The sequence below is a fragment of the Dyella sp. OK004 genome, assembly GCF_900114495.1.
Classification (GTDB): Bacteria; Pseudomonadota; Gammaproteobacteria; order Xanthomonadales; family Rhodanobacteraceae; genus Dyella_D.
The window spans coordinates 340,607-365,752 of record NZ_FOZI01000001.1; the positions used below are offsets into that span (position 1 = coordinate 340,607).

Here is a 25,146-nt window from a genome sequence, read left to right on the forward strand (position 1 = left end):
CCCCTGCCTGCGACGCGAAGCTAGTCCCATGGGACACGGGAGGGCTGGGGGGTAAGCATTTGTGATAACGCCCCATATCGATGGGGCAAAAAAAAAGGCCGGGCGGTTCGCACCGCCCGGCCTTCTTCACTCCCCAAAAGCTATCAGCGCAGGATCGCTGCCGGATCCTGCTTGGCCTTCAACGCGGAGCACAGCAAGGTCGCCTCGCTGTTCTGCGCCAGGCCGCGCTCGGCGCCGGTCACTTCCTTGGCGCGCGTCTTGAAGAACTCCTGCAGGCGATCGGCCTCGGCCTTGGAGCAGCCACCGCCACCCATCAGGCCCGGCAGACGGCCGCCGGCGAAGCTGCCCGTGCGCGCCACGATCTTGTCGTAGTTCGTCACCGACCACTTCCACATCGCATCGCGGCCGGTCTGGGTATCACGGTTGCCCATCAGCAACGCGACCATCTCACCCACCTTCACCTGCTTGTCGAGCGAGAAATCACGCACGCGTTCGGCCAGTGCCGGATCCTCCGCCTGCGCCAGGCCGGCCAGGATCGCATTGCGCTGCGCCGGGTCGCTGGTCTTGGGCAGTTCGGCCATCAATGCATCCACCGCCGGCTTGCCGTGCTGCTGCACCGCCACGCCAAGCGCGGAGCTGAGCAAGTTGGAGTCGGCAGCGGCGAAATTCAGACGGCCATCGGCATTCGGCTTGAGCACCGCATCGCCCTGCTTGAGCAATTCCGCACGCACTTCCGGCAGCTTCACATCCAGGCCGAGGAAGTTGCCCAGGGTGGCGCGCTGCAGCGAGTCGCCGTCCGGCTCGCCATCCTTGCGCTTGTAGCCCAGGCGCTGTAGTTCCGGCAGGTACGACGACTTGGCCCACGCCACTAGCTTGGCGCGCTGCGCGTCGGTGGTGGCGAGCTGGTTGTAGATCCAGTTGAAGGTGCTGATCGGCGCGGTGGCAACCTCGCGCACCTTGGAACCGGTGAGCGGCTTCAGCGCGGCCAGCGCGGTGCCGGCATCGATATCGCCACGCTTGAACGACGCGTTGATCGCATCGGCATATGCCAGCTGCTCGGCATCGTCCAGCTTGCCGATCTGCTTGCCCAGGTTGCCCAGGTCAGCTTTCTCCATGCCGAAGCGGTAATAGCCACTGCCGTTGGCGTTCGGCATCACCCAGCTCTGCGCGGTGGCGCCCGGCAGCGCCATGGTGCCCTGCGCCTTGTTCAACAATTCGCAGCTCACCTTGCTGCCATCGGCGGTGCCGTAACGCACGCACACCGGCACGCCCCACAGATGGTTCGCATCGCCGGTGCTGCCCAGCGGCAGGTAGCGGCTCTGGCTCAGGTGCAGCACGGTCTTGCCGCCTTCCTGCGCCAGCTTGGTCTGCACATACGGCACGCCCGGCTGGTTGAGGAAGCTCTTGAAGGCTTCCTTGAAGTCGTTGCCCTTGTCGGCGGCCTTGGCGATGGAGTCGACCAGATCGTCGGCGGTGGCGTTGCCGAACTTGTGATCCTGGATATACGCGCGCATGCCCTTCTGGAACACCGGCTCGGTCACGTAGCCCTCGAACATGCCGAGCACGGCCGCACCCTTCTGATAGGTGATGCCGTCGAACGCGGTCTCGATGTCGCCGTTGCCGGTGATCGGCTGGCGGATCTTGCGCGTGGTGACCAGGCTGTCGCCATTCATCGCACCCTGCGCGCCGCGCACGCGGTCGAGGTCGGCGCGGTATTCCGGGTGCACCTTCTGCGTCACCTTCTGCTGCATCCAGGTGGCGAACGCTTCGTTGAGCCACAGGTCGTCCCACCAGCCCATGGTCACGGTATCGCCGGTCCACTGGTGCGCCAGCTCATGCGCGGTGACGTTGAACGAACCGCGCACGTACTGCGCGGCGGAATCCTTGTCGAGCAGCAGCAGCCAGTCGCGGAAAGTGACCAGGCCCGGGTTCTCCATCGCACCGGCGGAGAAGTCGGGGGCGGCGAGCAGGTCGAGCTTGTCGAACGGATAGCCGAAGCCGTAGTAATCCTCGAGCGTCTTGATGATGCTCGGCGTCTCGCTCAGCACGTGCTGCATGCGGTGGCCTTCGCCCTTTGCAGCGATGCCGCGCAGGTCAGTGGCCTGCGCGCGGTATTCCGACGCCGGAATGGTCGGGCCGTTCACCACATCCCACGGGCCCACGCCAAACGCGACCAGATAGGTCGGCAGCGGCTGCGTTTTGGCGAAGGTCAGCGTCTTCCAGCCGTCGCCGGCCTTCTCTTCCTTCACCTGCTTGGTGTTGGCGATGCCGACTTCATCGTTGGGGATGGTCAGCGTGAGATCGAACGGCGTTTTGAACGACGGCTCATCGAAGCCCGGGAACGCGAAGCGCGCGCTGATCGGCTCCATCTGCGTCATCGCATACGGCTGGCCTTCGTGGCTCACCTTGTACAGGCCCTGCAGCTGCTGGTTGAGCGGCGCGGTGTATTCGATCGCCACGCTCAGTTCCTGCGGCTGCAGCGTGCCGCCGAGGTCGACGCGCACTACGCCTTCTTTCGGCGCCACGTCCTCGTACTTGCCGGCGTGCTTCTTGCCCTTGGCGTCGGTGATGGTCACCTTCGACACCTTCAGCTCGCGACCATGCAGCCAGATGTGATCGGAGGCCTGGGTCAGCTTGAGCTTGATGGTGGTGGTGCCCGAAAAGTCCTGCTGCTTAGGATCGACCTTAAAGGCCAGCTGGTAGGACTCCGGCATCGCCCAGCGCGGCAGCTTGCCCTGGGGCTGGTCCGAGGCGGTGGCGGCGAAAGCCGCGCCACAGCACATGGCAAGGGCGGTAAGAACGAGTGGGCGGACAGCACGGCGCATAGGATGGAACTCCCCAGGGGAATGCAAAAAGAGCCGTCAAACTAGGAGCAGCCATGACGAATGACCCAGTGCCAAAAGGCATGACTGGGACCAAGACATGGCGGCAGCCTCGGTTGCGGCGACGCAGCATCAGCGATGGAACTCGCGAAATCGCCAATAAAATCTTGCGATATTTCCTAGGCTGCTTGCTATAGTCGATGAGCGCTGTTGCGGGGGCCATGGCAGGTATCCATGTCGTATCTGAGCCGAATGAACGTGCTGCCTCCGCGCACCCTGCGCGTGATGGTGCTTGAGGACGACGAGTTGCTGCGCGAGCGCATCCTGCTGCCCGGGCTGACGGATTTCGGCTTCAACGTCACCGGCGCGCGCTCCGCCGCGGAGTTGTACCGGCGCATGCTGACCGAGCACTTCGACGTGATCGTGCTCGATATTGGCCTGCCCGACGAAGACGGCCTTACTGTCGCCCGCCATCTGCGCAAGCTGTCGTCGATCGGCATCATCATGCTCACCGGCAGCAAGCGGCGCGCGGACCAGATCGGCGCGCTCAGCGGCGGCGCCGATCTGTTCCTGTCCAAACCGGTCGACGTGGAATTGCTCGCTGCCAACTTGCACAGCCTGGCCCGCCGCCTGCAGATTCCGTTGCGCGGCAGCTTGCAGCGCCTGGGCGCAGTCGATGAGCCGGGCAAGTGCTGGCGCCTGGAAACGGACGGCTGGTGCCTGATTTCACCGGAGGGCGCGATGGTCGCGCTGTCGGTGCCGGAGCGTTGCGTGATGCAGCGGCTGTTCGCCGCGCACGGCCATCCGGTATCGCGCGAGGCGCTAATCGGCGCACTCTCCGAAGACGTCTACGAGTTCGATCCGCATCGCCTGGAAATGCTGGTGTATCGCTTGCGCCGCAAATGCAGCGAGCAGATCGGTTCCGCCTTGCCATTGATGACGGCGCGCGGCGCCGGCTATGTGTTCGTCAGCGAGGGCGCGGCCGACAAGAACGCGACCGCCGAAGGCCAAGAGCAGGCTCTCAACCCGCAGCCAGCGGCAACCTGATCGAGAACGAGGCGCCCTGCCCCGGCGCGCTGTCCACCGCGATGCTGCCACCTGCGCCGGTCACCAGGTCGTACACCACGCCCAGCCCGAGACCGGTGCCTGAACCCGGCGGCTTGGTGGTGTAGAACGGCTCGAACACGCGCGCACGCACCTGCTCACTCATGCCGCCGCCGTTGTCGCGCAACGCGATCAGCACGCAGGACGCGGCGTCTTCGCGATACGCATCGATCTCGAACACACCGGACTCCGCCGGCATCGCATCGCGCGCATTCGCGGCGATGTTGAGCAGCATCAGTTCGAACTGGCCGCGATCCATGCGCACCGGCAAGGCGATGCCCATGTCCGCATGCAGGCGCAGCCGTGTGGTGGCGCCGAACAGCTGGCGCAGCATCGGCAGTAGTTCGCGCAAGGCCTCGGCCGCATCGAAGGTCTGCGGCGCGGCGACGTCGTTGCGACTGAAAGTGAGCAGCTTGCGGCTGACCGCGGCAGCGCGTCGCGCGGCCAGCTCCACCCCTTCCAGCGCATCGACCAGCGCCCCCTCGCCCTTCTCGGCCAGCCGCTCGCGCTGCGTGGAGAAACCCAGGATCACGCCGATTACGTTGTCGAAATCGTGTGCCACGCCACTGGCGACGCGGCCCACCGCCTCCAGCTTCTGCGCATGCAATAGCTGCGCCTGTGCACGTTCACGCTCAACCATCTCACGCTGCAGGCGGCGTCCGCGCTCGTTCGATTCGTCCAGGCTCTCGCGCAATGCATTGACGCAACGGTCGATGACGATGGTGATCAACAGATAGCTGATCATCGTCGACGGCAGGTTGCCGAACGCCGTGGCACTCGGCTTGCCTTCATTCGCCAGCGCCTGCGCGTCCACCAGCATGGCGAAGATGAAGGTCGCCAGCAGCATCGCCAGGATCACCCATAGTGCTCGCCGCCCCAGCACCAAGCCGCCCACTACCAGGCTAAGCACGATAAAGGTCTGGTCGAACATCAGCGTGGTAAAGCCGATCGCGGTCGAATCGGCTAGCAACCCCAGCAGCATCACCGCCAGAAACAGCTGGATGGCCAGACGGAAGCGGCCCGTGCGGATCAGGAAGAACGCTACCAGCGCGGCCAGTGCCGTCGCCATATCAGCCGTCAGCAGCAGATCGCGTCCGCGCCATTTGCTCATGCCCACCACCAGCAGGTGGTAGGCCCAGTTGATCGGCAGCATCAGACCGATGAACAGCAGTACCAGCTGCATCACCACGGCATTGCGCCGATCCACCGGATCGCTGACTGGCGCGCGTTCGAGCCAGTGTTTCGCTGAGAGCCAGAGCCGACGTAACACAACCACTCCTTCGGTGCGTAGCGATGCCGCTGAGCTTTGTATTTGTCGCATTCGCGTGAAGAGAGAGCAAGGGATGGGTCTGGTTAGGTTTGGTTAGGTCGTTGGAAAGCGTGCGTGACTGGCGCCGCCGCTTCACCAAATCTCGACGGACGACGGGGCCTGGGAGAGGCCCCGGCATTCGTACTGGCCGCGCTTGGGGGAGCGACGCCCTACGAAGGGTGCGATGCCACTTCGACCAGGCAGTCCGCAAGGACGCCAAGCGCTGCCTGGCCTATCCGATTCGTCCTGATCCAATTCGCCCTGGGGAGTCAGCTAGTGAACACGATCTATAGCAAGGTCTGGAGCAAGTCGCTTGGCATGTTGGTGGTGGCCTCCGAACTGGCGCACGCCAGCGGCAAGGGCGGCGCGACGAAACGCGCTCGCTCGATGATGATTGGGATTGCGCTGGCTGCCGGTCTTGGCGCTGGCCAGGTGCACGCCACCGAAACCGTTGCCGCTCCCACCGTCGCGAACGCCGCGATCGCCCCCGCTTCCGCCAGCGACGGACAACCCAACCCCGATGGCAGCTTCGCCACCGGCGGCGGCACAGCCCAGGGCGCCGACGCCACCGCCATCGGCAACACCAGCCAGGCCGGCGCCGCTGGCAGTACCGCCGTCGGTGCCAACAGCAAGGCGAAGAAGATCAGCGCCTCGGCCTTCGGCAGCAACGCCAATGCCGCCGATACCAATGCCACCGCGCTCGGTGCGAACACCCAGGCACTTCTCGCGACTGCTACCGCGGTCGGCTCCAACGCACAGGCGCGCGCCACGGGCGCTACCGCGCTGGGCTATGACGCACGCGTGATGGATGCGGCGAGCAATGGCACCGCGCTGGGCACGCGCAGCAACGTATCGGCGGCCAATGCCGTCGCGCTCGGCGCCGATTCCAAGGCGACGCGCGCCAACACTGTGTCCATCGGCTCGGCCGGCAACGAACGCCAGCTCACCAATGTTGCTGCCGGCACCCAGGCCACCGACGCGGTGAACAAGGCGCAACTGGATGCGCTGAGCGATAGCACCAAGGACGCACAGCATTACTTCAAGGCCGACGGCGCAAAGGACGGCAGCGACGATGCTGCCATCAGTGGTGACGGCGCACTCGCCGCCGGCAAGAGTGCGAACGCACAAGGCTGGGAAACCATGGCGCTGGGCGCCAGCGCGCAGGCCATAGGCAATGCCTCTGTCGCCATCGGCGGCGAAAGCATCGCGGCCGGCATCGGCAGCACCTCGGTCGGCCAGGGCTCGATGTCGTTCGGCGACTCCGCCGTCGCCGTGGGCCAGAGCGCGTACTCGGGTGGCTTCGGCAATACCGCCGTGGGTGCGCACGCAAGCGCCGAGGCAGAACAGGCAGCCACCGCGCTGGGCGCGCTGAGCGTTGCCGCAGGCATGGGTTCCACCGCCGTTGGCGGCGGCGCCGAAGCCTATGGACCGGGCAGCCTGGTGGCGGGCTTCGGTAGCGGCGCGAATGGCGAGGCCGGTGTGGCGCTGGGCGCGAATTCGCGCGCGGTAGCCGGTGGTTTCAATGTGGCCGTTGGCGGCTACAGCACCGCCATCGGCGTCGGCGCGATCGGCGTGGGCGGCAACAGTCTGGCGTATGGCCAGCACGCGCTCGCGCTGGGATACAACGCTGCCGCCAACAGCGACGGCGCGATCGCCATCGGCGGTAGCGAGTGGACTGACAGCAACGGCGACGGCATGCCCGGCCTGGGCGAATCCACGTTCGCCGAAGGACAGAACGCGATTGCCCTGGGCAACCTTGCCGGCGCCAGCGGCGCAGGCGCACAGGCGGTCGGTGCCGGCGCCATCGCACGCGGCGACAACAGCACGGCGACCGGTGCGGGCAGCCTGGCCAATGGTGCGGCGAGCACGGCCACCGGCGCGCTGAGCATCGCCAACGGTGCGCAAAGCAGCGCGCATGGCTATCAAAGCGATGCGGAAGGCGATTACGCGACGGCGACCGGCAGCGGCAGTCTCGCGCTCGGCACAGGTTCGTCCGCACATGGCAGCGGCGCCAATGCCATCGGTGACTACAGTGTGGCCGAAGGCTATGCCAGCGTCGCCAGCGGCGATCATGCGATCGCGCAAGGCGGCAATAGCCAGGCCACTGGCGATCACGCCATCTCGATCGGCGGTGACAGCGTTTCTAGTGGCACGGGCAGCGTGATACTCGGTGCCAACGGCATCGCCGAAGGCGACTACAACACCGCGGTTGGCGCCTTCAGTCATACCTCCGGATACGGCTCGAGCGCCTTTGGCGCCGGAGCGATGGCCAATGGCGGCCTCGCTTTGGCCGTCGGCACCAATTCTACTTCCCTATCGACCGGTGGCATCGCCATCGGTACGGATTCGTTCGCGGCCGGCGGCGATCACACCATCGCGATCGGTTCGATCTCCACTGCCACCGGCCAGCACGGCGTCGCTATCGGCTACTACAGCACCGCTGCTGGCGATGGCTCGGTGGCTATTGGTGGCTCCTACGCGCTCGACCCCGGCACCATCGGCTTCGACCAGAACGTCGGTGCGTGGGGGCGTAACAGCGTCGCGGTAGGTGCGGGTTCGTCGGCGCAGGCCGATGGCGCGCTCGCACTGGGTGCGGGTGCGATGGCCGGTGGTGTCAACTCGACCGCTATTGGCATCAACTCGGTCGCCTACCGCGACAATACCGTGTCGGTGGGCAACGACTTCACCGGCGTCAATCGCCAGATCACCAACGTTGCGGACGGCACCGAAGCCAACGACGCGGTGAATGTGTCGCAACTCCACGCCGCGACCGCCACCGCGAATCACTACCTCAAGGCGAACGGCAACAACGATGGCAGCGACGACGCCATTGCCGACGGCCAGTACGCTATTGCCGCTGGCGCGGGCAGCTATGCAGCGGGACTGGGTGCCGCCGCCTTCGGCAGCGGCGCGAATGCGCTCGGTGCGCAAAGTGCGGCGATCGGTTATGGCAGCGTGGCTTCCGGCGACAACAGCACGGCGCTGGGTTCGGCCGCGCAGGCCACCGGCGAATCGAGCCTCGCGCTCGGTGGTCAGGCACAGCAGCTGGACGCGGCCGGCAATCCGGCGACCGATGCCAACGGCAATCCGATCTACACACCGACCGTCGCCTCCGGCAAACAGTCGAGTGCGATCGGCCAAGGTGCGCAGGCGGTGGGTGACAACAGCATCGCCATGGGCACTGCCAGCCAGGCCAATGGCGGTGGCGCCATCGCCATGGGTGCGGGTTCGGTGAGCAATGGCAGCGGCGGCGTCGCCATCGGCGTCAACACCAAAGTGAATGGTTTTGGTGGTGTCGCCATCGGCAATGTCGCCGATGTGGAAGGTCCCTTCGGCACCGCCATCGGCATGTTCTCGTACGCCAACGGCTGGCAGAGCACGGCGATCGGCGGCCTGTCGGCAGCTGATGGCATGGGCAGCACCGCGCTGGGTTCCGGCGCGTTCGCCAATGGCATCTTCGCGACGGCGGTGGGTGCGTCCTCGCAAGCCGGCGAAGTAAGCACCGCGGTCGGCAATGGCAGCATCGCCGGTATCGGCGCCACTTCGCTTGGCACCAACAGCTTGTCCGGCGACAACGGCACGGCGCTAGGCATCAATACCTGGGCCACCAGCCAGTCAGTCGCCGTGGGCCTGGAAAGCTGGGCCACTGGCGCGACCTCTACGGCCATCGGCTACAACAGCTATGGCGCCAACGACAACAGCACCGCAGTCGGCGGCAATGCGCGTGCGATGGCGGACAACAGCGTTGCGCTTGGCCAGGGTTCGTATGCGGATCGCGCAAACACGGTGTCGGTCGGCTCGGCGAAACCGTGGACCGATCTCGATGGCGTCACCACGCATCCGGCGATCGATCGGCAGATCACCAATGTCGCTGCGGGCACCGAAGCCACCGATGCGGTGAACGTATCGCAGCTCAACGCCGCCACGGCGAGTTCCAGCCATTACTTCAAGGCCAACGGCAACAGCGACGGTAGCGATGACGCCATTGCCGACGGCGAGTACGCCACCGCCGCAGGTGCAGGCAGCTATGCCGCAGGCCAGGGCTCATCCGCGTTCGGCAGCGGCGCGAATGCACTTGGCACGCAGAGCACCGCCGCTGGTTATGGCAGCGTTGCTTCCGGCAACAACAGCGCAGCGATGGGTTCGGCCGCACAAGCCACCGGCGAATCGAGCGTGGCACTCGGCGGCCAGACGCAGACAGGTGTCGATGCGAATGGCAATCCGGTCTACACGCCTACCGTCGCCTCGGGCAAGCAAGCGACGGCCGTCGGCGCCGGCGCGCTGGCCAAGGGCAACAACAGCATCGCCATGGGTCCCGCCAGCCAGGCCAACGGCGCCAACACCATCGCCATGGGTATGAATTCAGTCAGCAATGGCAGCGGCGGCGTCGCGATCGGCTCCGGCACCAAGGTCAATGGTTTCGGTGGCGTCGCCATCGGCAATGTCGCCGATGTGGAAGGACCGTTTGGCACAGCGATCGGCATGTTCTCGCTGGCGAGGGGATGGCAGAGCACGGCGCTCGGCGGCCTGTCGACGGCGGATGGCATGGGCAGCACAGCGGTGGGTGCCGGCGCCTGGGGCAACGGCTTGTTCAGTACCGCGCTGGGCGCGTCGTCGCAGGCCGGTGAAGTCAGTACCGCTGTCGGCAATGGCAGCACCGCCGGCGCAGTGGCGACCGCCGTGGGCACGAATAGTCGTTCCGACGACAACGGCACCGCGCTCGGCATCAACACCTGGGCGAAGAACCAGTCGGTCGCCGTAGGCCTGGAAAGCTGGGCCACCGGCAATGTCGCCACCGCCATCGGCTACAACAGCTATGGCGCCAACGACAACAGCACCGCGGTGGGTGGCAATGCGCGTGCGATGGCCGACAACAGTGTCGCGCTCGGCCAGGGTTCGTATGCGGATCGCGCGAATACGGTGTCGGTCGGTTCGGCGAAACCGTGGACCGATCTCGACGGCGTCACCACGCACCCGGCAATCGACCGCCAGATCGCCAACGTCGCTGCTGGCACCGAAGCGACCGATGCGGTTAACGTGAAGCAGCTCAACGATGCCGTGAGCACGGTGGGCAGCGGTATCGCCAGCAGCGTCAAGTACGACGGCGCTGACAAGTCAACGATCACTTTGCAAGGCAACGGCGGCACCACGCTTACGCAGTTGCGTGCCGGCGCACTGTCGGCCAGCAGCACCGATGCGATCAACGGCAGCCAGCTCTATAACCTGGGCGATGGCATCGCGCAGATGTTGGGCGGCGGCGCAACCATGAATGCCAGCGGCCTGTTCGGGCCGGTCTACAACATCCAGGGCAGTCGCTATTACAGCGTCGGCGATGCACTGGGCGCGCTGGACGGCTCCATCGGCGCACTCACCAGTCGCGTCGATGCCATCGAGCAAAAACCGGGCAACAGCAATGCTGGCAATGGCAATGGCAATGGAAAGGGCAAGGGCAAGGGCAACACCAATGCCAGCGCCAGCATCAGCCATGTGGCCGCAGGAGATGGTCGCGGCACGGCGATCGGCCAAGGCAGCCTTGCCACCGATAGCCGCGATACGGCGGTCGGCCAGAACGCGATCATCCATGCCGACGGCAGTACCGCGCTGGGCAATAACACCGCCATCAGCGCAGCGGCCACCAACGCCGTCGCCGTCGGTGCGGACAGCTCGGCCACCGCTGCATCGGCCAGCGCCATCGGCCAGGGCGCACAGGCGACGGCGGCCAACAGTGTGGCGCTCGGTGCGGGCTCCGTAGCGGATCGCGCCAACAGCGTCTCGGTAGGTACTGCCAGCGCACAACGGCAGGTCACCAACGTAGCAGCCGGCACCGCTGCCACCGATGCAGCCAACGTCGGCCAGGTAGATGAAGCGTTGCAGACGGCCAAGAGCTACAGCGATGCCGGCAATGCGAAGACCTTGAGCGATGCGAAGGCCTATACCGACACCAAGCTCGGTAACGCGGTGAGCAGCACCGATTTCAATTCCTTCCGTAACCAGGTCAACGACCAGTTCCACACGATCAACACTCGTCTGGATCGCGTGGGTGCCATGGGCACCGCGATGGCCGGCATGGCCGGCGCGATCGCCGCCGCGCCCGGCACCGACAACAAGGTCAGTGCGGCGGTGGGCGGTTATCGCGGCCAGGGAGCACTGGCGGTGGGTTACGCCCATCGCATTGCGGGCAACGGCAGCGTGCTAGTCGGTGGAACCGTCGCGGGGGGCGGTGAATCCAGCGGAACGGTCGGCGTCAGCTTCGGCTGGTGATGCGGCGGCGCCGACCTGCCCAGACACAGGAAGGCGCCACCGGCCTGTCTTACTCCGCCATGCACCCGCAACGGCATGGCGGAGCCCGGGCGCCGCATTGCCCGGGATCCTCGCGGGGCCGCCCGGTTCCGTCTCATGACTTACTTTCTTTTGGGGAGTCTTACCGCATGAAGTCGTTCCGCTCTTTCCGCCTCAGCGCCATCGCCGCCGCGATGGTCCTGGCCGTGCCAGCCGCGCACGCCGCCGACGTCGCCCAGCCGTCCATCGCGAAGATGTCCGTGAGCGGCCTGTCCACCGCCAAGGGATTCGATCGCTTCATCGTCACCTATCGCAACGGCACCACTGAACACCTCGACCGCAGCGCCGCACTGCAGAACGTGAAAGCCGCCGTCGGTCGCGCCAACCGTTCGGCTTTCAGCGTGCCGGTGTCGGCGAGTTATCAGCGCAAGCTGGCGATCGGCTCCGACCTGGTGCGCACCTCGCGCAAGCTCAACGCGTCCGAAGCGAGCGCGCTGATGCAGCAGATCGCCGCCGATCCGGCGGTGGCGCACGTGGAGCCGGATGTGATGATGCGCGCGGTGCGCGACATCGCCGCGCCGACCAATGTCACGCCGCAGACATTCACGCCTGACGACACGTACTACGCGAAGTACCAGTGGCATTTCTCCAACGCTACCGGTGGCGCCAACATCAACAATGCCTGGGACATCGCCGACGGCAATGGCGTGACCGTGGCGGTGCTCGACACCGGCATCACCCAGCATCCGGATATCGATCTGAGCCTGGCCGATGCCGGCTACGATTTCATCATCGATGCCTTCGTTTCTGGCCGCAGCGCCGACGGCCGCGTGCCCGGCGGCTGGGATAACGGTGACTGGACCACCGGCGACACCTATGCCCAGTGCCGCAATGCGGGCGATCCCGGGGAGAACAGCAGCTGGCACGGCACGCACGTGTCCGGCACCATCGCCGAGCTCACCAATAACGGCACCGGCATGGCTGGCATTGCCTACAAGGCGAAGGTGTTGCCGGTGCGCGTGCTCGGTCACTGCGGTGGCTATACCTCGGATATCGCGGACGCGATCGTGTGGGCTTCGGGTGGACACGTCGATGGCGTGCCGGACAACACGCATCCGGCGCAAGTGATCAGCATGAGTCTCGGCGGCGGCGGCAACTGCACGGCCGACAGCGTGACCGGGCAGGCGATTGCCGGTGCGATCAGCCGCGGCGCTTCGGTGGTAGTGGCCGCGGGCAACAACAATGCCGACGTCGCCAACTACTCGCCGGCGAGCTGCCCGGGCGTGATCGCGGTGGCCTCCAACGGCATTACCGGCAAGCGCGCGTTCTATTCCAACTACGGCAGTGGCGTGCTGATCTCGGCACCGGGCGGCGGCGTGTATACCAACGACGATCCCAACACGGGCACGCAGGCCAACCCGGAAGGGTTCGTGTGGTCGGCGATCAACAGCGGCACCACCGTGCCGGCCAACGCGACCTACGGCGGCATGGCGGGTACCTCGCAGGCGACGCCGCACGTCAGCGGCACCATTGCGATGATTCTCGGCGCCACCCAGCAGGCTGGCTTGCCGACGCCGACACCAGCGCAGATCAAGAACCTGCTCACCAGCACCGCACGCCGTTTCCCTGCAACCATCGACAAGCCGATCGGCGCCGGCATCGTCAACGCCTTCGCCGCGGTCAACAAGGCGTTGGGCAACGACACGGGCAACGAGCCAGTGGTGGCACTGACCAAGGGCGTGCTGCTCGGCGGCCAGAGCGGCGGTACCGGTGCCAGCATCCTGTACTCGATCGATGTGCCGGCCGGCGCACGCTCGCTCAACATTCGCACGCTGGGTGGCACGGGTGATGTGTCGCTGTTCGTGAAGGCCGGTTCCGCACCGGCGAGCGACGGTGGCAATGCCGACTTCCGCTCGGTCAAGCCGGGTAACAGCGAGGCGGTGGTGGTCGCGCAGCCGCAGACCACCACGTACTACATCCGCGTACTCGCCGTGCAGGCCTTCGACAAGGTGTCGGTGCTGGCGACCTATACGCAGTAACCGCACAAGGCTGTGTTGCAACCAACACCCCGGCCGTCGTGCCGGGGTGTTCTGTTATGAGGCAAAAAAAACGGTGGCGAAGCGCGGGCTTCGCCACCGTGGGAGGCCGCGCGCTTGCGGGGGGAGGGGCAAGAAGTGCGCGCGGTAATGGCCGGGGGGCGGCCACGGGAGGAAATCTACGCCGCTCTTCGGTATTGCTCCAATTGATTGTTAGCATCGAAATCATAGATAGTAGCTATCGAACCCGTACGGACCCTCGCCATGAATCTGCGCGACCTGCACTACCTGGTGGCTCTGGCCGAACATCGCCATTTTGGGCGTGCCGCCGAGGCCAGTTTCGTCAGCCAGCCCACCCTCTCCACCCAGATCAAGAAGCTGGAAGAAGAGCTGGGCGTGCCGCTGGTGGAACGCACGCCGCGCAAGGTGCTGCTCACCGAGACCGGCCGCGAGATCGCCCGCCGCGCGCGTGGCGTGCTGGCCGAGGTCGACGAGATCAAGGCCATCGCGCAACGCACGCGCGATCCGGAATCAGGCACGTTGCGCCTTGGCATCTTCCCTACCCTCGGCCCGTATCTGCTGCCGCATCTGGTTCCGCTGGTACGCCAGCGTTTTCCACGGCTGGAACTGCTGCTGGTGGAGGAGAAGACCGAGCAGGTGATCAGGATGCTGCGCGAGGGTTCGCTCGATGTCGGCGTACTCGCCCTGCCCTTGCATGAGGACAGCCTGTATACGGAATTCCTGTTTGAGGAACCGTTTGTGCTGGCGGTGCCGGAGGCGCACCCGTTGGCGCACAAGAAGCAGCGCCTGAAGCTCGCCGATCTCGAGGACGAAAGCCTGCTGTTGCTGGAAGACGGCCACTGCATGCGCGATCAGGCGCTGGAAGTGTGTCATCTGGCCGGTGCGGGCGAGCGTTCCGGCTTCCGCGCGACCAGTCTCGAAACGCTGCGGCAGATGGTGGCGGCCAATGTCGGCATCACCTTGCTGCCCACGCTTGCGATCAAACCGCCGATGGCACGCACCGACAACGTGCACTTGATCGAATTCTCAGGCCATCCACCCAGCCGCCGCATTGCCCTGGTTTGGCGCAAGAGTTCGTCGATGGGCCATTTCCTCAAAAGCTTCGCCGAAGTGATCCGCAGCATGCCGGCGGACCTGTTGCGTCCCGCGATCGGCGAGGCCAAACCGACCGGCCGCCGTCGCACGGCGGGCTGATTCTGTCATCCATAGCGAATGCAACCTGCGCTGAATTTGGCGCACTGACCGGCATGTGCATCTGCACATGAATCGCGGTAACAACTGCCTCATCCGCCCTTCAGATTTATCCCCGAACAATCCCGCCTATTCGCCCGAAACATGTGGATCTTGTGAAGGCTGAACGCGGCGTCTTAGGCCGCCAGTGAACGGGGGACTGACATCGGATCAATGAGGTGGGTGCGAGCATATGCCGGGTATTTTTACCGTCTCACTGGATCTTGAACTGTATTGGGGCGTGCGCGATGTACGCAGCATCCAGGACTACGAGGAGAATCTTCGTGGCGAGCGCCAGGCCATCCGCGAAATGCTGGCGCTGTTCGATGTGCACGGCGTGCACGCCACCTGGGCCACGCTGGGTTTCGTTTTTTTCACCGACATTGCCGAACTGCGCCCGCAGCTTCCGCGCGACACACCGGCCTATACCAAGCCACAGCTGTCGTCGTATCGCTATATCGACGAGCACGCCTGGGGCGGCGACGATGAATACCATTTCGCGCCCGAGATGATCGATTTGATCCGTGGCTACCCTGGTCAGGAAATCGGTACCCACACGTTCTCGCACTATTACTGCCTGGAGGATGGGCAGACCATCGATGCGTTCAGGGCGGATCTGCGCGCCGCGGTCGATACCGCCAAAGCGCACGGCATCGATGTCGGCAGCCTGGTGTTCCCGCGCAACCAGGGCAACCCGGCGTATCTGCCGGTGCTGCAGGAGTTCGGCATCCAGTGCTATCGCGGCAATGAGAGCGCGCCGTTCTACCGGCCCAAGATTCACGGGCAGCAAAATGCACTGGTGCGCGGCTCGCGCCTGCTCGACGCTTATTTCAATGTGACCGGATACAACACGCACACGCTTGAGGAATGCGCACGCAGCCGCCCGTTCAACATTCCATCCAGCCGCTTCCTGCGGCCGTATTCGCCCGTATTCGCCTGGCTCGACGGCCTGCGCCTGCGCCGCATCAAGCGCGCGATGCATCACGCGGCGGTCAACCAGCAGCTGTTCCATTTGTGGTGGCACCCTCACAACTTCGGCGCGCATGTGGAACAGAACCAACGCTTTCTCGCGCGGGTACTCGCCTATTACGCCGAGCTCAGGCAGCGCTATGGCATGCAGTCGCTGAATATGGGTGAGGTGTCGGCACTGTTGGAAGGTCTCCATGCCGGCTAAGCCGCGCATCGTGATACTGGCTGGCGCCGGCCTTTCCACTCAGCTGATGTACCACGGCCTGTCCGACGGGTTCGATATCGCGGCCGTGGTGGTGGAGCAAAAGCCTTCTTCCGCAAAGATGATCCGGCACCGTGCGAAGAAACTGGGCTGGAGCGAAACCCTGGGGCAGATCGCCTTCATCGCTTTCAGCCGCTGGCTGGGCAAGGCTTCCCACGCGCGAGTGCAGCAGCTGTTGCAACGCTATGGCCTGAATGATGCGCCCATCCCTTCGCAGGCCATCACCAACGTGACGAGTGCAAATCAGCGCGAGGTGATCCGCCTGCTGCGCGAGCTCGCACCGGATGCCGTGGTAGTCAATGGCACCCGCATCCTGTCGAAGAAGCTGCTGACCTCGATCAAGGCACCCTTCCTCAACACGCATATGGGCATCACACCCGCCTATCGGGGCGTGCACGGCGGCTACTGGGCACTGGCCATGGACGACCGCGCACATTGCGGCGTCACTGTGCATCTGGTCGATCAGGGCGTGGATACCGGCGGCATTCTTTATCAGGCCACCGTCGACGTCGAAGTCGAGGACAACTTCGCTACCTATCCCATCCACCAGATCGCGAAAGCGATTCCGCTGATGCAGGCGGCGTTGCACGACGTGGCGGTGCAGCGATTGTCACCGCGCGAGGGCGAAGGCCCCTCGCGCCAGTGGTATCACCCCACCCTTCCCTTCTATCTGAAACAGCGGATGCTCAAGGGCATCAAGTAGCGCCGAGCCCGATCGGGCAGCTCACGCCGGTGCCGCCAAGCCCGCAATAGCCATCCGGATGCTTGGAGAGATATTGCTGGTGCTCGTCTTCGGCAAAGTAGAACGGCCCGGCAGCACCGATCTCGGTAGTGATCTTGCCGTAGCCGGCGCGATCCAGTTCGGCCTGATAACGCTGTGCGGAAGCTTCGGCGGCAGCGAGCTGCGCCACGCTGGACGTATAGATGGCCGAACGGTATTGCGTACCGGTGTCGTTGCCCTGGCGCATACCCTGGGTGGGATCGTGACTTTCCCAGAATGTCTGCAGCAGCGTTTCCGTGTCGATCTGCTTCGGGTCGTAGACCACGCGCACCACCTCGGTGTGCCCGGTCTGGCCGGAACACACTTCGCGATAGGTCGGGTTTGCGGTGTAGCCACCGGCGTAACCGACTGCCGTGGTCAGCACGCCGGGCAGCTTCCAGAACTTGCGTTCCGCGCCCCAGAAGCAGCCCATGCCGAGCACCAGCACTTCGCTGTCGGGAAATGCTTCCGCCAGCAAGGAACGCCCATGCACATGATGCGCATGCGCCGGAACGATCGATTGCTCGCGACCGGGCAAAGCGTCTTCGCGATGGGGCATGCGTTGTTTCCAGGCACCAATACCGAGCATGGCTAGTCTCCTGCTGTCTGCGAGCTTCTGAGATGGCGTCGATCCGGCATGCTCTCAATGGGCTTGCCCTCAATGGGCACGCGCTCGTTGGCATGTCCACAACGCCAGCACGCCTTCCGCGCCTCAGTAGCGCAGCAAGGCATGCAGCGGCGTATCTCCCGGCACTCGAAGGCGCCCTTGCAGGGCCTCCAGCTCGATCACCACGCTGGCGCCCACGCGTGTAGCGCCCAGCATGTCGACCAGCCGGCAGGCGGCGTCCAGGGTGCCACCGGTGGCGAGTACGTCGTCGACGATCAATACCCTTTCGCCGGGACGCAGCGCATCGTTACGCGCCTCGAGCCGATCCTTGCCGTATTCCAGCGCGTAATCCACTGACACCACCGGCGGCGGCAGCTTGTTGGGCTTGCGCAGCGGCACGAAGCCCGCGTGCAGTTTCTGCGCCAGCGCGGCACCGAAAATAAAACCGCGCGATTCGATGCCGCAGACAGCCTGCACGCCACTGCCCTGCCACGGCTCGGCCAGCGCGTCGATACAGCGCGCGAAACCGCCGGCATCGGCCAGCAGCGGTGTGATATCGCGAAAAACGACGCCGGGCTGGGGAAAGTCCGGCACGGCGCGAATCAGCGCCTCGATCTGTTTCATGGTGGATCCCGTCTGAAGAAAAAGGGCGCGACTAGGCGGCTAGGCGTAGACGAAGGCCGGTGCATCTGGGTCGTCGCCCAGCTCGTCCATGGCCTGGCGCGCATCGGCCAACTGCCGTTCGACGCCACGCACCACGCCTTCGGCGATGGCAAAGCTGGCCTCGGGGACTTGCACGGCCACGTAGTCCAGCGCGGGCAGATTGCCCACCGCACCGGTCAGGTATTCCCCGGAAACAAACGCCGGGATATCGGCGCGGTCGAGCGCATCCTTCACCAGATGGGCGTCGATCAGGGATTCGGCACGGTAGACGATGCGCATGTCCGCACGCTAACCCCTGCCCCAGAACGCCGCAAGAGCTGTGTGTACGTGAAGATTTCGCGACGCCTGCCGATACCAAGCTTGGTCTTTTGGAATAGTGGCAAGCCCATGGTGGCTGCACTAAGGTCGCGTATGAGAACGGCTCTCCACAGGGGAGGGAGCAGGATGATGACGGTGGCACAGGATGGACACCTGAGATTCGTGGCGCGGGTCTATCGCCTGCGCGTGCTGGGATTGGCCCTTGGTGGCCTGGCCGTGGCCAGCGTGCTGTACCAGTTGCACGCCTCACTGTGGCTGTGGGCGGCCCTGATCCTCAGCGGCCTGGCCTGGCCGCATCTGGCGTACGCGCTGTCCAGGCGCTCGGCCGAACCGATCCGTACCGAATACGTGAACCTGGTGATCGATGCCGCCATGGGCGGCGTCTGGATCGCACTGATGCAGTTCAATCTGCTGCCCAGTGCGCTGCTGGTCGCCATGATGGCCATGGACCGCATGAGCGCCGGCGGCTGGCGCCTGATGAGCAAGTCGTTCGCACTGCAGGTAGCGGTGTGCCTGGCGACGTGGTGGATCAACGGCTTTCGCCTGCAGCCCGCCAGCACCATGCTCAACGTGATCGCCTGCCTGCCGATGTTGTTGATCTACCCGGTGTGGATGAGCCTGGTGAACTACTCGTTGGCCCAGCGCGTGCGCCAGCAGAATCGCCAGCTCGACCAGCTCAGCCGTACCGACGCCCTCACCGGCCTGTGCAACCGCAACCACTGGCTCGAAGTCGCCGGCAACGAATGGCTGCGCTATCAGCGCAACCAGCGCCCGGCCGCGCTGATCCTGCTCGACATCGACGGTTTCAAGCAGATCAACGACCGCTACGGCCACGCCGCTGGCGACCAGTTGCTGAGTGATCTCGCCCGCCTGCTGCAGCGCGGCCTGCGCGACGTGGATACGCCCGGCCGCCTCGGCGGCGACGAGTTCGGCATCGTGCTGCCGGAAACCAATCTGGAACGCGCCAGCGCGGTGGCCGAACGCATCCGCCTGCTGGCCGAGAACAGCCGCCCCAACCGGCACGGCCAGCACATTCCGTGGACGATAAGCCTGGGCGTAGCGGCGGTCGGCGAGGATATCCAGGATGTCGGCGCCTGGATGCGCCAAGCTGACGTGGCCCTGTACCGGGCCAAATCGCAGGGCCGCAACCGGGTCAGCGTAGCCTCGCCGGGGCGCGGCGGCGGCACCACGGCGCAGCCCACCACGGTCTGAGCGCCTTTCAGCGACAGGAAGCAGGGACAAGGTAAACTTGGCTGTTTCAGCCACCGTTTGCGAGCCCCGTTCCGATGTCGACCGAAAATTCCGCCGCCGAAACCACGTCCGCCACCGCCGTACCGGCCGAGGGTCAACGTGACTTCGTGCGCCAGATCATTCGCGACGACCTGGCCAGCGGCAAGCATCACGCCATCCGTACGCGCTTTCCGCCCGAGCCCAACGGCTACCTGCATATCGGCCACGCCAAGGCGATCTGTCTGAACTTCGGTATCGCCGCCGAATTCACCGGCTGGTGCAACCTGCGCCTGGACGACACCAATCCGGGCAAGGAAGACCCCGAGTTCGTCGAAGGCATCAAGGACGACGTGCGTTGGCTCGGCTACGACTGGCACGATCTGCGCCACGCCTCCGACTACTTCGAGGTGTTCTACGACGCTGCGGTCAAGCTCATCCGCGATGGTCACGCTTATGTGGATGACCTCAACGCCGACGAGATGCGCGAATACCGCGGCACCCTGACCTCGCCGGGCCGCAACTCGCCGCACCGCGAGCGCAGCGTGGAGGAAAACCTCGACCTGTTCCGCCGCATGCGCGAAGGCGAGTTCGCCGACGGCGCCAAGACCCTGCGCGCGAAGATCGACATGGCCTCCGGCAACATCAACATGCGCGATCCGGCGATCTACCGCATCCGCAAGATCGCTCACCAGAACACCGGCGACGCCTGGCCGATCTACCCGATGTACGACTACGCGCATTGCCTGTCCGACGCGCTGGAAGGCATCACCCATTCGCTGTGCACGCTGGAATTCGAAGACCATCGCCCGCTGTACGACTGGTTCGTCGACAAGGTCGACCTGGTCAACCATCCCGAGCTGTGGCAGCACCTGCGCGAAGGCGGCTTCAAGACCGAGCCGGCCAAGCCGCGACAGATCGAGTTCTCGCGCCTCAACCTGTCTTACTCCATCACCAGCAAGCGCAAGCTCGCACAGCTGGTGAACGAGCGCCTGGTGGACGGCTGGGACGATCCGCGCATGAACACGCTGCGCGGCCTGCGCCGCCGCGGCTTCACGCCGGGCGGCATCCGCCTGCTGATCGAGCGCCTCGGCGTCAGCAAGCAGAACAGCGTGATCGACTACGCCATCTTCGAAAACTGCGTGCGCGAGGATCTCGACTCCAGCGCGCCGCGCCGTATGGCCGTGCTCGATCCGCTGAAGCTGCTGATCACCAACCTGCCGGAAGGCCATGAAGAATCGCTGGTGTTCTCCAACCATCCAAAGGACGAGAGCTTCGGCACGCGTAACGTGCCGTTCTCACGCGAACTGTGGATCGAGCGCGAAGACTTCGCCGAAGTGCCGCCGAAGGGTTTCCATCGACTCAAGCCGGAAGGCGAAGTGCGCCTGCGCGGTGTGGGCATCGTGAAGTGCGAAGAATTGATCAAGGATGCCGCTGGCGACGTGATCGAACTGCGCTGCACGCTGGACCTGGCATCGCGCCAAGGCATGCCGGGCGCCGACCGCAAGGTGAAGGGCACCATCCATTGGGTCAGCGCGCGTCATGGCGTCGCTACCGAGGTGCGCATCTACGATCGCCTGTTCAACGTGGCAGCGCCGGATGACGAAAGCGACGGCAAGAGCTGGATCGAACACATCAATCCCGAGGCCAAGCGCGTGGTGCAGGCGTGGCTGGAACCGGCCGCTGCCGTTGCGGCGCCGGAGCAGCGCTTCCAGTTCGAGCGTCTGGGTTACTTTGTGGCGGACCGCGTCGAACATCATGTAGACAAGCCCGTGTTCAATCGCACCGTGACATTGCGCGACACCTGGGCCAAGCAAGGAGGCTAAGCATGCTGCTGCCGCTGCAAATCCACCTCACCCTGCCACCATGGCTGGGCGAGATCGTCGACACCGGCAAACGCTATGTCACCGACGAAGAACGCGTGGGTCTGGCAATCATGCTGTCGAGCCATAACATCGAACATAACCATGGCGGCCCGTTTGGAGCGGCCGTGTTCAATGCGGAAGGACGCCTCGTATCGGTCGGCGTGAACCGTGTGGTGCCACAGACCTGCTCGGTGGCGCACGCGGAAATGATGGCGTACATGAGCGCGCAGCAGCGCCTCGCCAGCTTTCGCATCAATGCCGATGGCGGCCGCTACAGCCTGGCCACCAGCGCGCAGCCGTGCTGCCAATGCTACGGCGCCACCGTGTGGGCCGGGGTGGACGAACTGCTGATCGGCGCGCGCGCCGAGGACGTTGAAGAACTCACCGAGTTCGACGAAGGCCCGCTGCCGGCCGACTGGATCGGTGAACTGGAGCGCCGTGGCATCACCGTGCGCCGCGACATCCTGCGTGAGCAGGCGCGCGGCGTGCTAGCCACCTACGGCGCCCGCGGCCAAAGCTATTGAGCCGACTGCGCGCCGCGCTGCCACTGCTCCTGCTGGCGCTCGCCGGCATCGTGCTGTTCGCATCCGGCGCGCTCGACCAACTGCACCCGGAACAATTGGTGCGGCACCAGGCACAACTCCAGGCCCAGATCGCCGATAGCCCCTGGCTCAGCCGCATCGCCTTCATCGGCCTGCTGACCCTAGCCATGTCCACCGGCATCCCCGGCACGGTGGTGATCATCCTTGCCGGCGGCTTCGCCTTCGGCGCCCTTGAAGGCACCCTCTACGCCTCCATCGGCCTGACCCTCGGCACCCTGATCCTGTTCCTGGCCAGCCGCTACGCCTTCGGTACGGGCAGCAAACACCCACCCGCCTTCGTCAACCGCCTGCATCACGGCTTCGAGCGCCACCCGGTCAGCTACACCCTGTTCCTGCGCTTCGTCCCCATCGCCCCCTTTGGCCTCATCACCGTCTGCCTCGCCTGGCTGCGCTGCCCGTTGTGGCTGTTCCTCGGCGCCAGCTGGCTCGGCGGCACCGTCGCCCTGATCTTCGAAACCTCCATCGGCGCCGGCCTCGGCGACGCCCTCGCCCGCACCAGCGGCCACTTCGAAGCCTCCCTGCTGATGCAGCGACAGATCCTGCTACCACTCGGCGCCATCGGCCTGCTTGCCCTGCTACCCCTGTTGATCGAGCGGATGACACGCAAGCGCAGGCTGGGTGGTTCGCGAGACAGCGACAGCAAGTAGCCACGTTATCCCGAGCACCCACCCCTCACCCCAACCCTCTTCCCCGGAGGGGAGAGGGAGCTGTTGCGCTTCGATGAGAGATCGACGATCGGACCGAGAAGAAAGCCATCCCGACGCCTGACACTGGAAAAGGCGTAGCTACAGAGCGCACCGCCTGCCCTTAGGCCATTTCTCTTTGGTTACTTTCTCTTTGGGCCAGCAAAGAGAAAGTGACCCGGACCGCGGCAGCGGTTCGGAAGCCCGCGGCAGGCGAGCCAGCGCACGCAGACGCTAAAACCGAGCGATAACGCCACTGGATCCCTGCCTGCGCAGGGATGACGAATAGGAAGGGATATCGCAAGAACCGAACCCTCATTCCAACCCTCTCCGGAAGGCAGAGGGAGTACCCCCGCCACAACCCGTATGGCCTAGCTCCCGCCTCCCCCAATTCGCGCTAGGCTCCCCCATGCCGGTGCAAGACGCGCCGCATGGGGATGAGGGCCGGTGAGTGCAGGGGTGAACTCGTGGGCGATACGTTTGTGGCGGCGCACGTCGCTGATGCAGCGGCTTGCCTTCATCGCCCTTGTGCCCACGCTGGTCACCGCCGCACTGCTGGTGATCATGCTCACCCGCTATCAATTGAACAGCCTGCGCAGCATGGCGCAGAGCACCGCCGACGCCATCGCCACCCAGGCCGCCTCCATCTCGGTGGACCCGATCCGCGATATGCAGCGGCGCGATATCAAACGCATCGCGGAATCGATCAGTGAATTGCCGCACGTCGCTCACGTGCAGATCCGCGCCAGCGACGGCGAGATCCTGGCCGATAGCCGTGGCAACACCAGCAAGCGCCCCAGCGATGTGCTGACGGTGGTGCACGACGTGAAAGACAGCGATCAACCGCTGCAGCCAACGATCGGCTCGGTATTGGTCGATGTGAGCATGAGCGAGGCCATCGCGGCGCAGCGCGCAAGCCTGCGCAATGCGTTGATCGCGCTCGCGCTCAGTCTGTTTATTGCCGGGGTGATCGGTTGGCAGGCCGCGCACTGGATCAGCGCGCCATTGCGTCGCCTCGCCGGCGCCGTGCATCAACTCGGACGTGGCGACCGCAGGGTGGAGGTGGAGGTCACCGATCAGAGTGAGATCGGCGAACTGCAGCGCGGCTTCAATGCCGCCGCCGCGGCGCTGTACGACATCCAGCGCGGCATGGAACAGGAAATCGAACACGCCACGGTGGAGCTGGCGCGCAAGAACGCTGCGCTGGAAGCGGCCAGTGTGGCGAAGGCGCGTTTTCTGGCCGCCGCTTCGCACGATCTGCGCCAGCCGCTGTATGCGCTGACGCTGTTTTCCTCATCGCTCGCGGTGGACGAACGCGACCCGGTGCGACTCGATCGCATCGCGCATATCCAGGAATGCGTGGAAGCGCTGGACCATCTCTTCAGCGAATTGCTGGATCTGTCGCGACTGGAAACCGGCGCGATGCAGATCGAGATCAGCGAGTTCTCGCTCGATCATGTGTTCGAGGAGGTTAGCCGCAACTTCCGCATGATCGCCGAGCAGCACGGCCTGCGGCTGGTGATGCGTGCCACCCATCTATGGGTGCGCAGCGACCGCACCATGTTGGCGCGCATTCTCAACAACCTGGTCAGCAACGCCTTGCGCTATACGCGCCAGGGCGGCGTGCTGGTTGTCGCGCGACATCGGCTGGACGGCACGGTGCGGGTGGATGTGTGGGATACCGGCAGCGGCATCGAACCCGAGCATCAGGCGCGCGTGTTCGACGAGTTCTATCGCGTCGACTGCCATGGCACCGGCGAACACGATTCCGGCCCGCGTCGCGGCCTGGGACTGGGTCTCGCCACTGTGCAGCGTCTGGCCGAATTGCTGGACACGCGCGTGCAACTGAAGTCCACGCCGGGGCGCGGCAGTGTTTTCAGTTTTCATCTGCCCGAAGTGCCACCGCAGCATCCGCTGCAACCCGAAGTGGATCAGGCCGCGCTGGACGTCACCGGCATGCGCGTACTGGTGATCGACGACGAACCGGCCATCCTTTCCGGTATCCGCTATCTGCTGCGCGGCTGGGGCTGCGATGTGGCGGTGGCGGAGGATCGTACCCAGGCGTTGGAAGCGGTGGAGTCGTGGTCGCAACCGCCGGACATCGTGATCTCTGACCTGCGCCTGCGCAACAACGAAAGCGGCCTGGATGTACTGGCTGCGCTGGACCGATACTTCCTGCGCGACGGTGCCGAGCCCTTCCCCCGCCTGCTGATTACTGGCGAAACACGCAGCGACCGACTGCGCGAAATCATGGCGGCCAAGATCCCGGTGCTCTACAAGCCGGTATCGCCGGAGCAGCTGCGTGAGGCCATGGTGTCGGTTTGGAACGCCGCCAAACACGAGGTCTGAGCGCCACTACTTATCTATCACCTAGAGCCTAGGCCGTATG

General features: G+C 65.1%; 16 protein-coding genes. 11 read left to right on the forward strand and 5 right to left on the reverse strand.

The genetic code is table 11. The features are described from left to right. Positions 1-143: 143 nt before the first annotated feature. On the reverse strand, positions 144-2,825 hold the full coding sequence (locus tag BM338_RS01530) for a M1 family metallopeptidase (RefSeq protein ID WP_090449017.1): 2,682 nt from the start codon (positions 2,823-2,825) through the stop codon (positions 144-146). Positions 2,826-3,056: 231 nt separating this feature from the next. On the opposite strand from BM338_RS01530, the gene BM338_RS01535 reads away from it, so the two are divergent. Continuing rightward, positions 3,057-3,869, forward strand: a complete 813-nt coding sequence (locus tag BM338_RS01535) for a response regulator transcription factor (protein WP_255367157.1) — start codon at positions 3,057-3,059, stop codon at positions 3,867-3,869. On the opposite strand, the gene BM338_RS01540 is transcribed toward BM338_RS01535, so the two are convergent. Continuing rightward, on the reverse strand, positions 3,844-5,196 hold the full coding sequence (locus BM338_RS01540; protein WP_177229194.1) for a sensor histidine kinase: 1,353 nt from the start codon (positions 5,194-5,196) through the stop codon (positions 3,844-3,846). The genes BM338_RS01535 and BM338_RS01540 overlap by 26 nt on opposite strands. Before the next feature lie 315 nt (positions 5,197-5,511). Between BM338_RS01540 and BM338_RS21675 the strand changes: the two genes are divergently transcribed. The 5 genes from BM338_RS21675 (at position 5,512) to BM338_RS01565 (ending at position 16,735) form a co-directional block, all read left to right on the forward strand. Then, positions 5,512-11,496: an ESPR-type extended signal peptide-containing protein gene (locus BM338_RS21675; RefSeq protein ID WP_218156284.1), complete on the forward strand. Its 5,985-nt coding sequence runs from the start codon at positions 5,512-5,514 to the stop codon at positions 11,494-11,496. A 167-nt stretch (positions 11,497-11,663) separates the two neighbouring features. Beyond that, a complete protein-coding gene (locus BM338_RS01550; RefSeq protein WP_090449021.1) occupies positions 11,664-13,553 on the forward strand; it encodes a S8 family peptidase in 1,890 nt (629 codons plus the stop codon). 261 nt (positions 13,554-13,814) lie between these two features. Continuing rightward, the gene (gene oxyR / locus BM338_RS01555) at positions 13,815-14,765 is read left to right on the forward strand and encodes a DNA-binding transcriptional regulator OxyR (protein ID WP_090449022.1); all 951 of its coding nucleotides are present in this window, start codon (positions 13,815-13,817) and stop codon (positions 14,763-14,765) included. A 229-nt stretch (positions 14,766-14,994) separates the two neighbouring features. Then, entirely contained in the window at positions 14,995-15,975 is a 981-nt protein-coding gene (locus tag BM338_RS01560) for a polysaccharide deacetylase family protein (RefSeq protein ID WP_177229195.1), read from the forward strand. Continuing rightward, positions 15,965-16,735, forward strand: coding sequence for a formyl transferase (locus tag BM338_RS01565; protein WP_090449023.1), 771 nt, complete (start codon positions 15,965-15,967; stop codon positions 16,733-16,735). Before BM338_RS01560 ends, BM338_RS01565 begins: the two co-directional genes overlap by 11 nt. Here the strand turns inward: BM338_RS01565 and msrA are convergent. The 3 genes from msrA to BM338_RS01580 form a co-directional block, all read right to left on the reverse strand. Then, positions 16,728-17,381 (reverse strand): peptide-methionine (S)-S-oxide reductase MsrA, encoded by a 654-nt coding sequence (msrA, locus tag BM338_RS01570; RefSeq protein ID WP_090449024.1) that lies wholly within the window; start codon positions 17,379-17,381, stop codon positions 16,728-16,730. The two genes, BM338_RS01565 and msrA, sit on opposite strands and share 8 nt — an antisense overlap. Positions 17,382-17,504: 123 nt before the next feature. Further along, positions 17,505-18,023: an adenine phosphoribosyltransferase gene (locus BM338_RS01575; protein WP_090449025.1), complete on the reverse strand. Its 519-nt coding sequence runs from the start codon at positions 18,021-18,023 to the stop codon at positions 17,505-17,507. A 39-nt stretch (positions 18,024-18,062) separates the two neighbouring features. Continuing rightward, complete coding sequence (locus BM338_RS01580; protein WP_090450054.1) at positions 18,063-18,341, reverse strand: putative signal transducing protein; 279 nt, start codon at positions 18,339-18,341, stop codon at positions 18,063-18,065. A gap of 168 nt (positions 18,342-18,509) precedes the next feature. Here BM338_RS01580 and BM338_RS01585 point away from each other — a divergent pair, with 168 nt between their 5' ends. From BM338_RS01585 to BM338_RS01605, 5 genes are all read left to right on the forward strand, one after another. After that, a complete protein-coding gene (locus BM338_RS01585) occupies positions 18,510-19,592 on the forward strand; it encodes a diguanylate cyclase (protein WP_177229196.1) in 1,083 nt (360 codons plus the stop codon). A gap of 74 nt (positions 19,593-19,666) precedes the next feature. After that, positions 19,667-21,433, forward strand: coding sequence for a glutamine--tRNA ligase/YqeY domain fusion protein (locus tag BM338_RS01590; RefSeq protein ID WP_090449027.1), 1,767 nt, complete (start codon positions 19,667-19,669; stop codon positions 21,431-21,433). 5 nt (positions 21,434-21,438) lie between these two features. Further along, on the forward strand, positions 21,439-21,996 hold the full coding sequence (locus tag BM338_RS01595) for a nucleoside deaminase (RefSeq protein ID WP_090450055.1): 558 nt from the start codon (positions 21,439-21,441) through the stop codon (positions 21,994-21,996). Beyond that, positions 21,993-22,721: a TVP38/TMEM64 family protein gene (locus BM338_RS01600; RefSeq protein WP_090449028.1), complete on the forward strand. Its 729-nt coding sequence runs from the start codon at positions 21,993-21,995 to the stop codon at positions 22,719-22,721. The genes BM338_RS01595 and BM338_RS01600 overlap by 4 nt, the downstream gene beginning before the upstream one ends. A 483-nt stretch (positions 22,722-23,204) precedes the next feature. Then, positions 23,205-25,106 carry an ATP-binding response regulator gene (locus BM338_RS01605; protein ID WP_255367158.1) on the forward strand — a complete coding sequence of 634 codons (1,902 nt, stop codon included), beginning with the start codon at positions 23,205-23,207 and terminating at the stop codon, positions 25,104-25,106. The last annotated feature ends 40 nt before the right edge of the window (positions 25,107-25,146 follow it).

Bases quoted from the DNA above. Each gene is read 5' to 3' on its own strand.
- BM338_RS01530 (WP_090449017.1), bottom strand. From the start codon at position 2,825: ATGCGCCGTGCTGTCCGCCCACTCGTTCTTACCGCCCTTGCCATGTGC.
- BM338_RS01535 (WP_255367157.1), top strand. From the start codon at position 3,057: ATGTCGTATCTGAGCCGAATGAACGTGCTGCCTCCGCGCACCCTGCGC.
- BM338_RS01550 (WP_090449021.1), top strand. From the start codon at position 11,664: ATGAAGTCGTTCCGCTCTTTCCGCCTCAGCGCCATCGCCGCCGCGATG.
- oxyR (WP_090449022.1), top strand. From the start codon at position 13,815: ATGAATCTGCGCGACCTGCACTACCTGGTGGCTCTGGCCGAACATCGC.
- BM338_RS01560 (WP_177229195.1), top strand. From the start codon at position 14,995: ATGCCGGGTATTTTTACCGTCTCACTGGATCTTGAACTGTATTGGGGC.
- BM338_RS01565 (WP_090449023.1), top strand. From the start codon at position 15,965: ATGCCGGCTAAGCCGCGCATCGTGATACTGGCTGGCGCCGGCCTTTCC.
- msrA (WP_090449024.1), bottom strand. From the start codon at position 17,381: ATGCTCGGTATTGGTGCCTGGAAACAACGCATGCCCCATCGCGAAGAC.
- BM338_RS01575 (WP_090449025.1), bottom strand. From the start codon at position 18,023: ATGAAACAGATCGAGGCGCTGATTCGCGCCGTGCCGGACTTTCCCCAG.
- BM338_RS01580 (WP_090450054.1), bottom strand. From the start codon at position 18,341: ATGCGCATCGTCTACCGTGCCGAATCCCTGATCGACGCCCATCTGGTG.
- BM338_RS01585 (WP_177229196.1), top strand. From the start codon at position 18,510: ATGACGGTGGCACAGGATGGACACCTGAGATTCGTGGCGCGGGTCTAT.
- BM338_RS01590 (WP_090449027.1), top strand. From the start codon at position 19,667: ATGTCGACCGAAAATTCCGCCGCCGAAACCACGTCCGCCACCGCCGTA.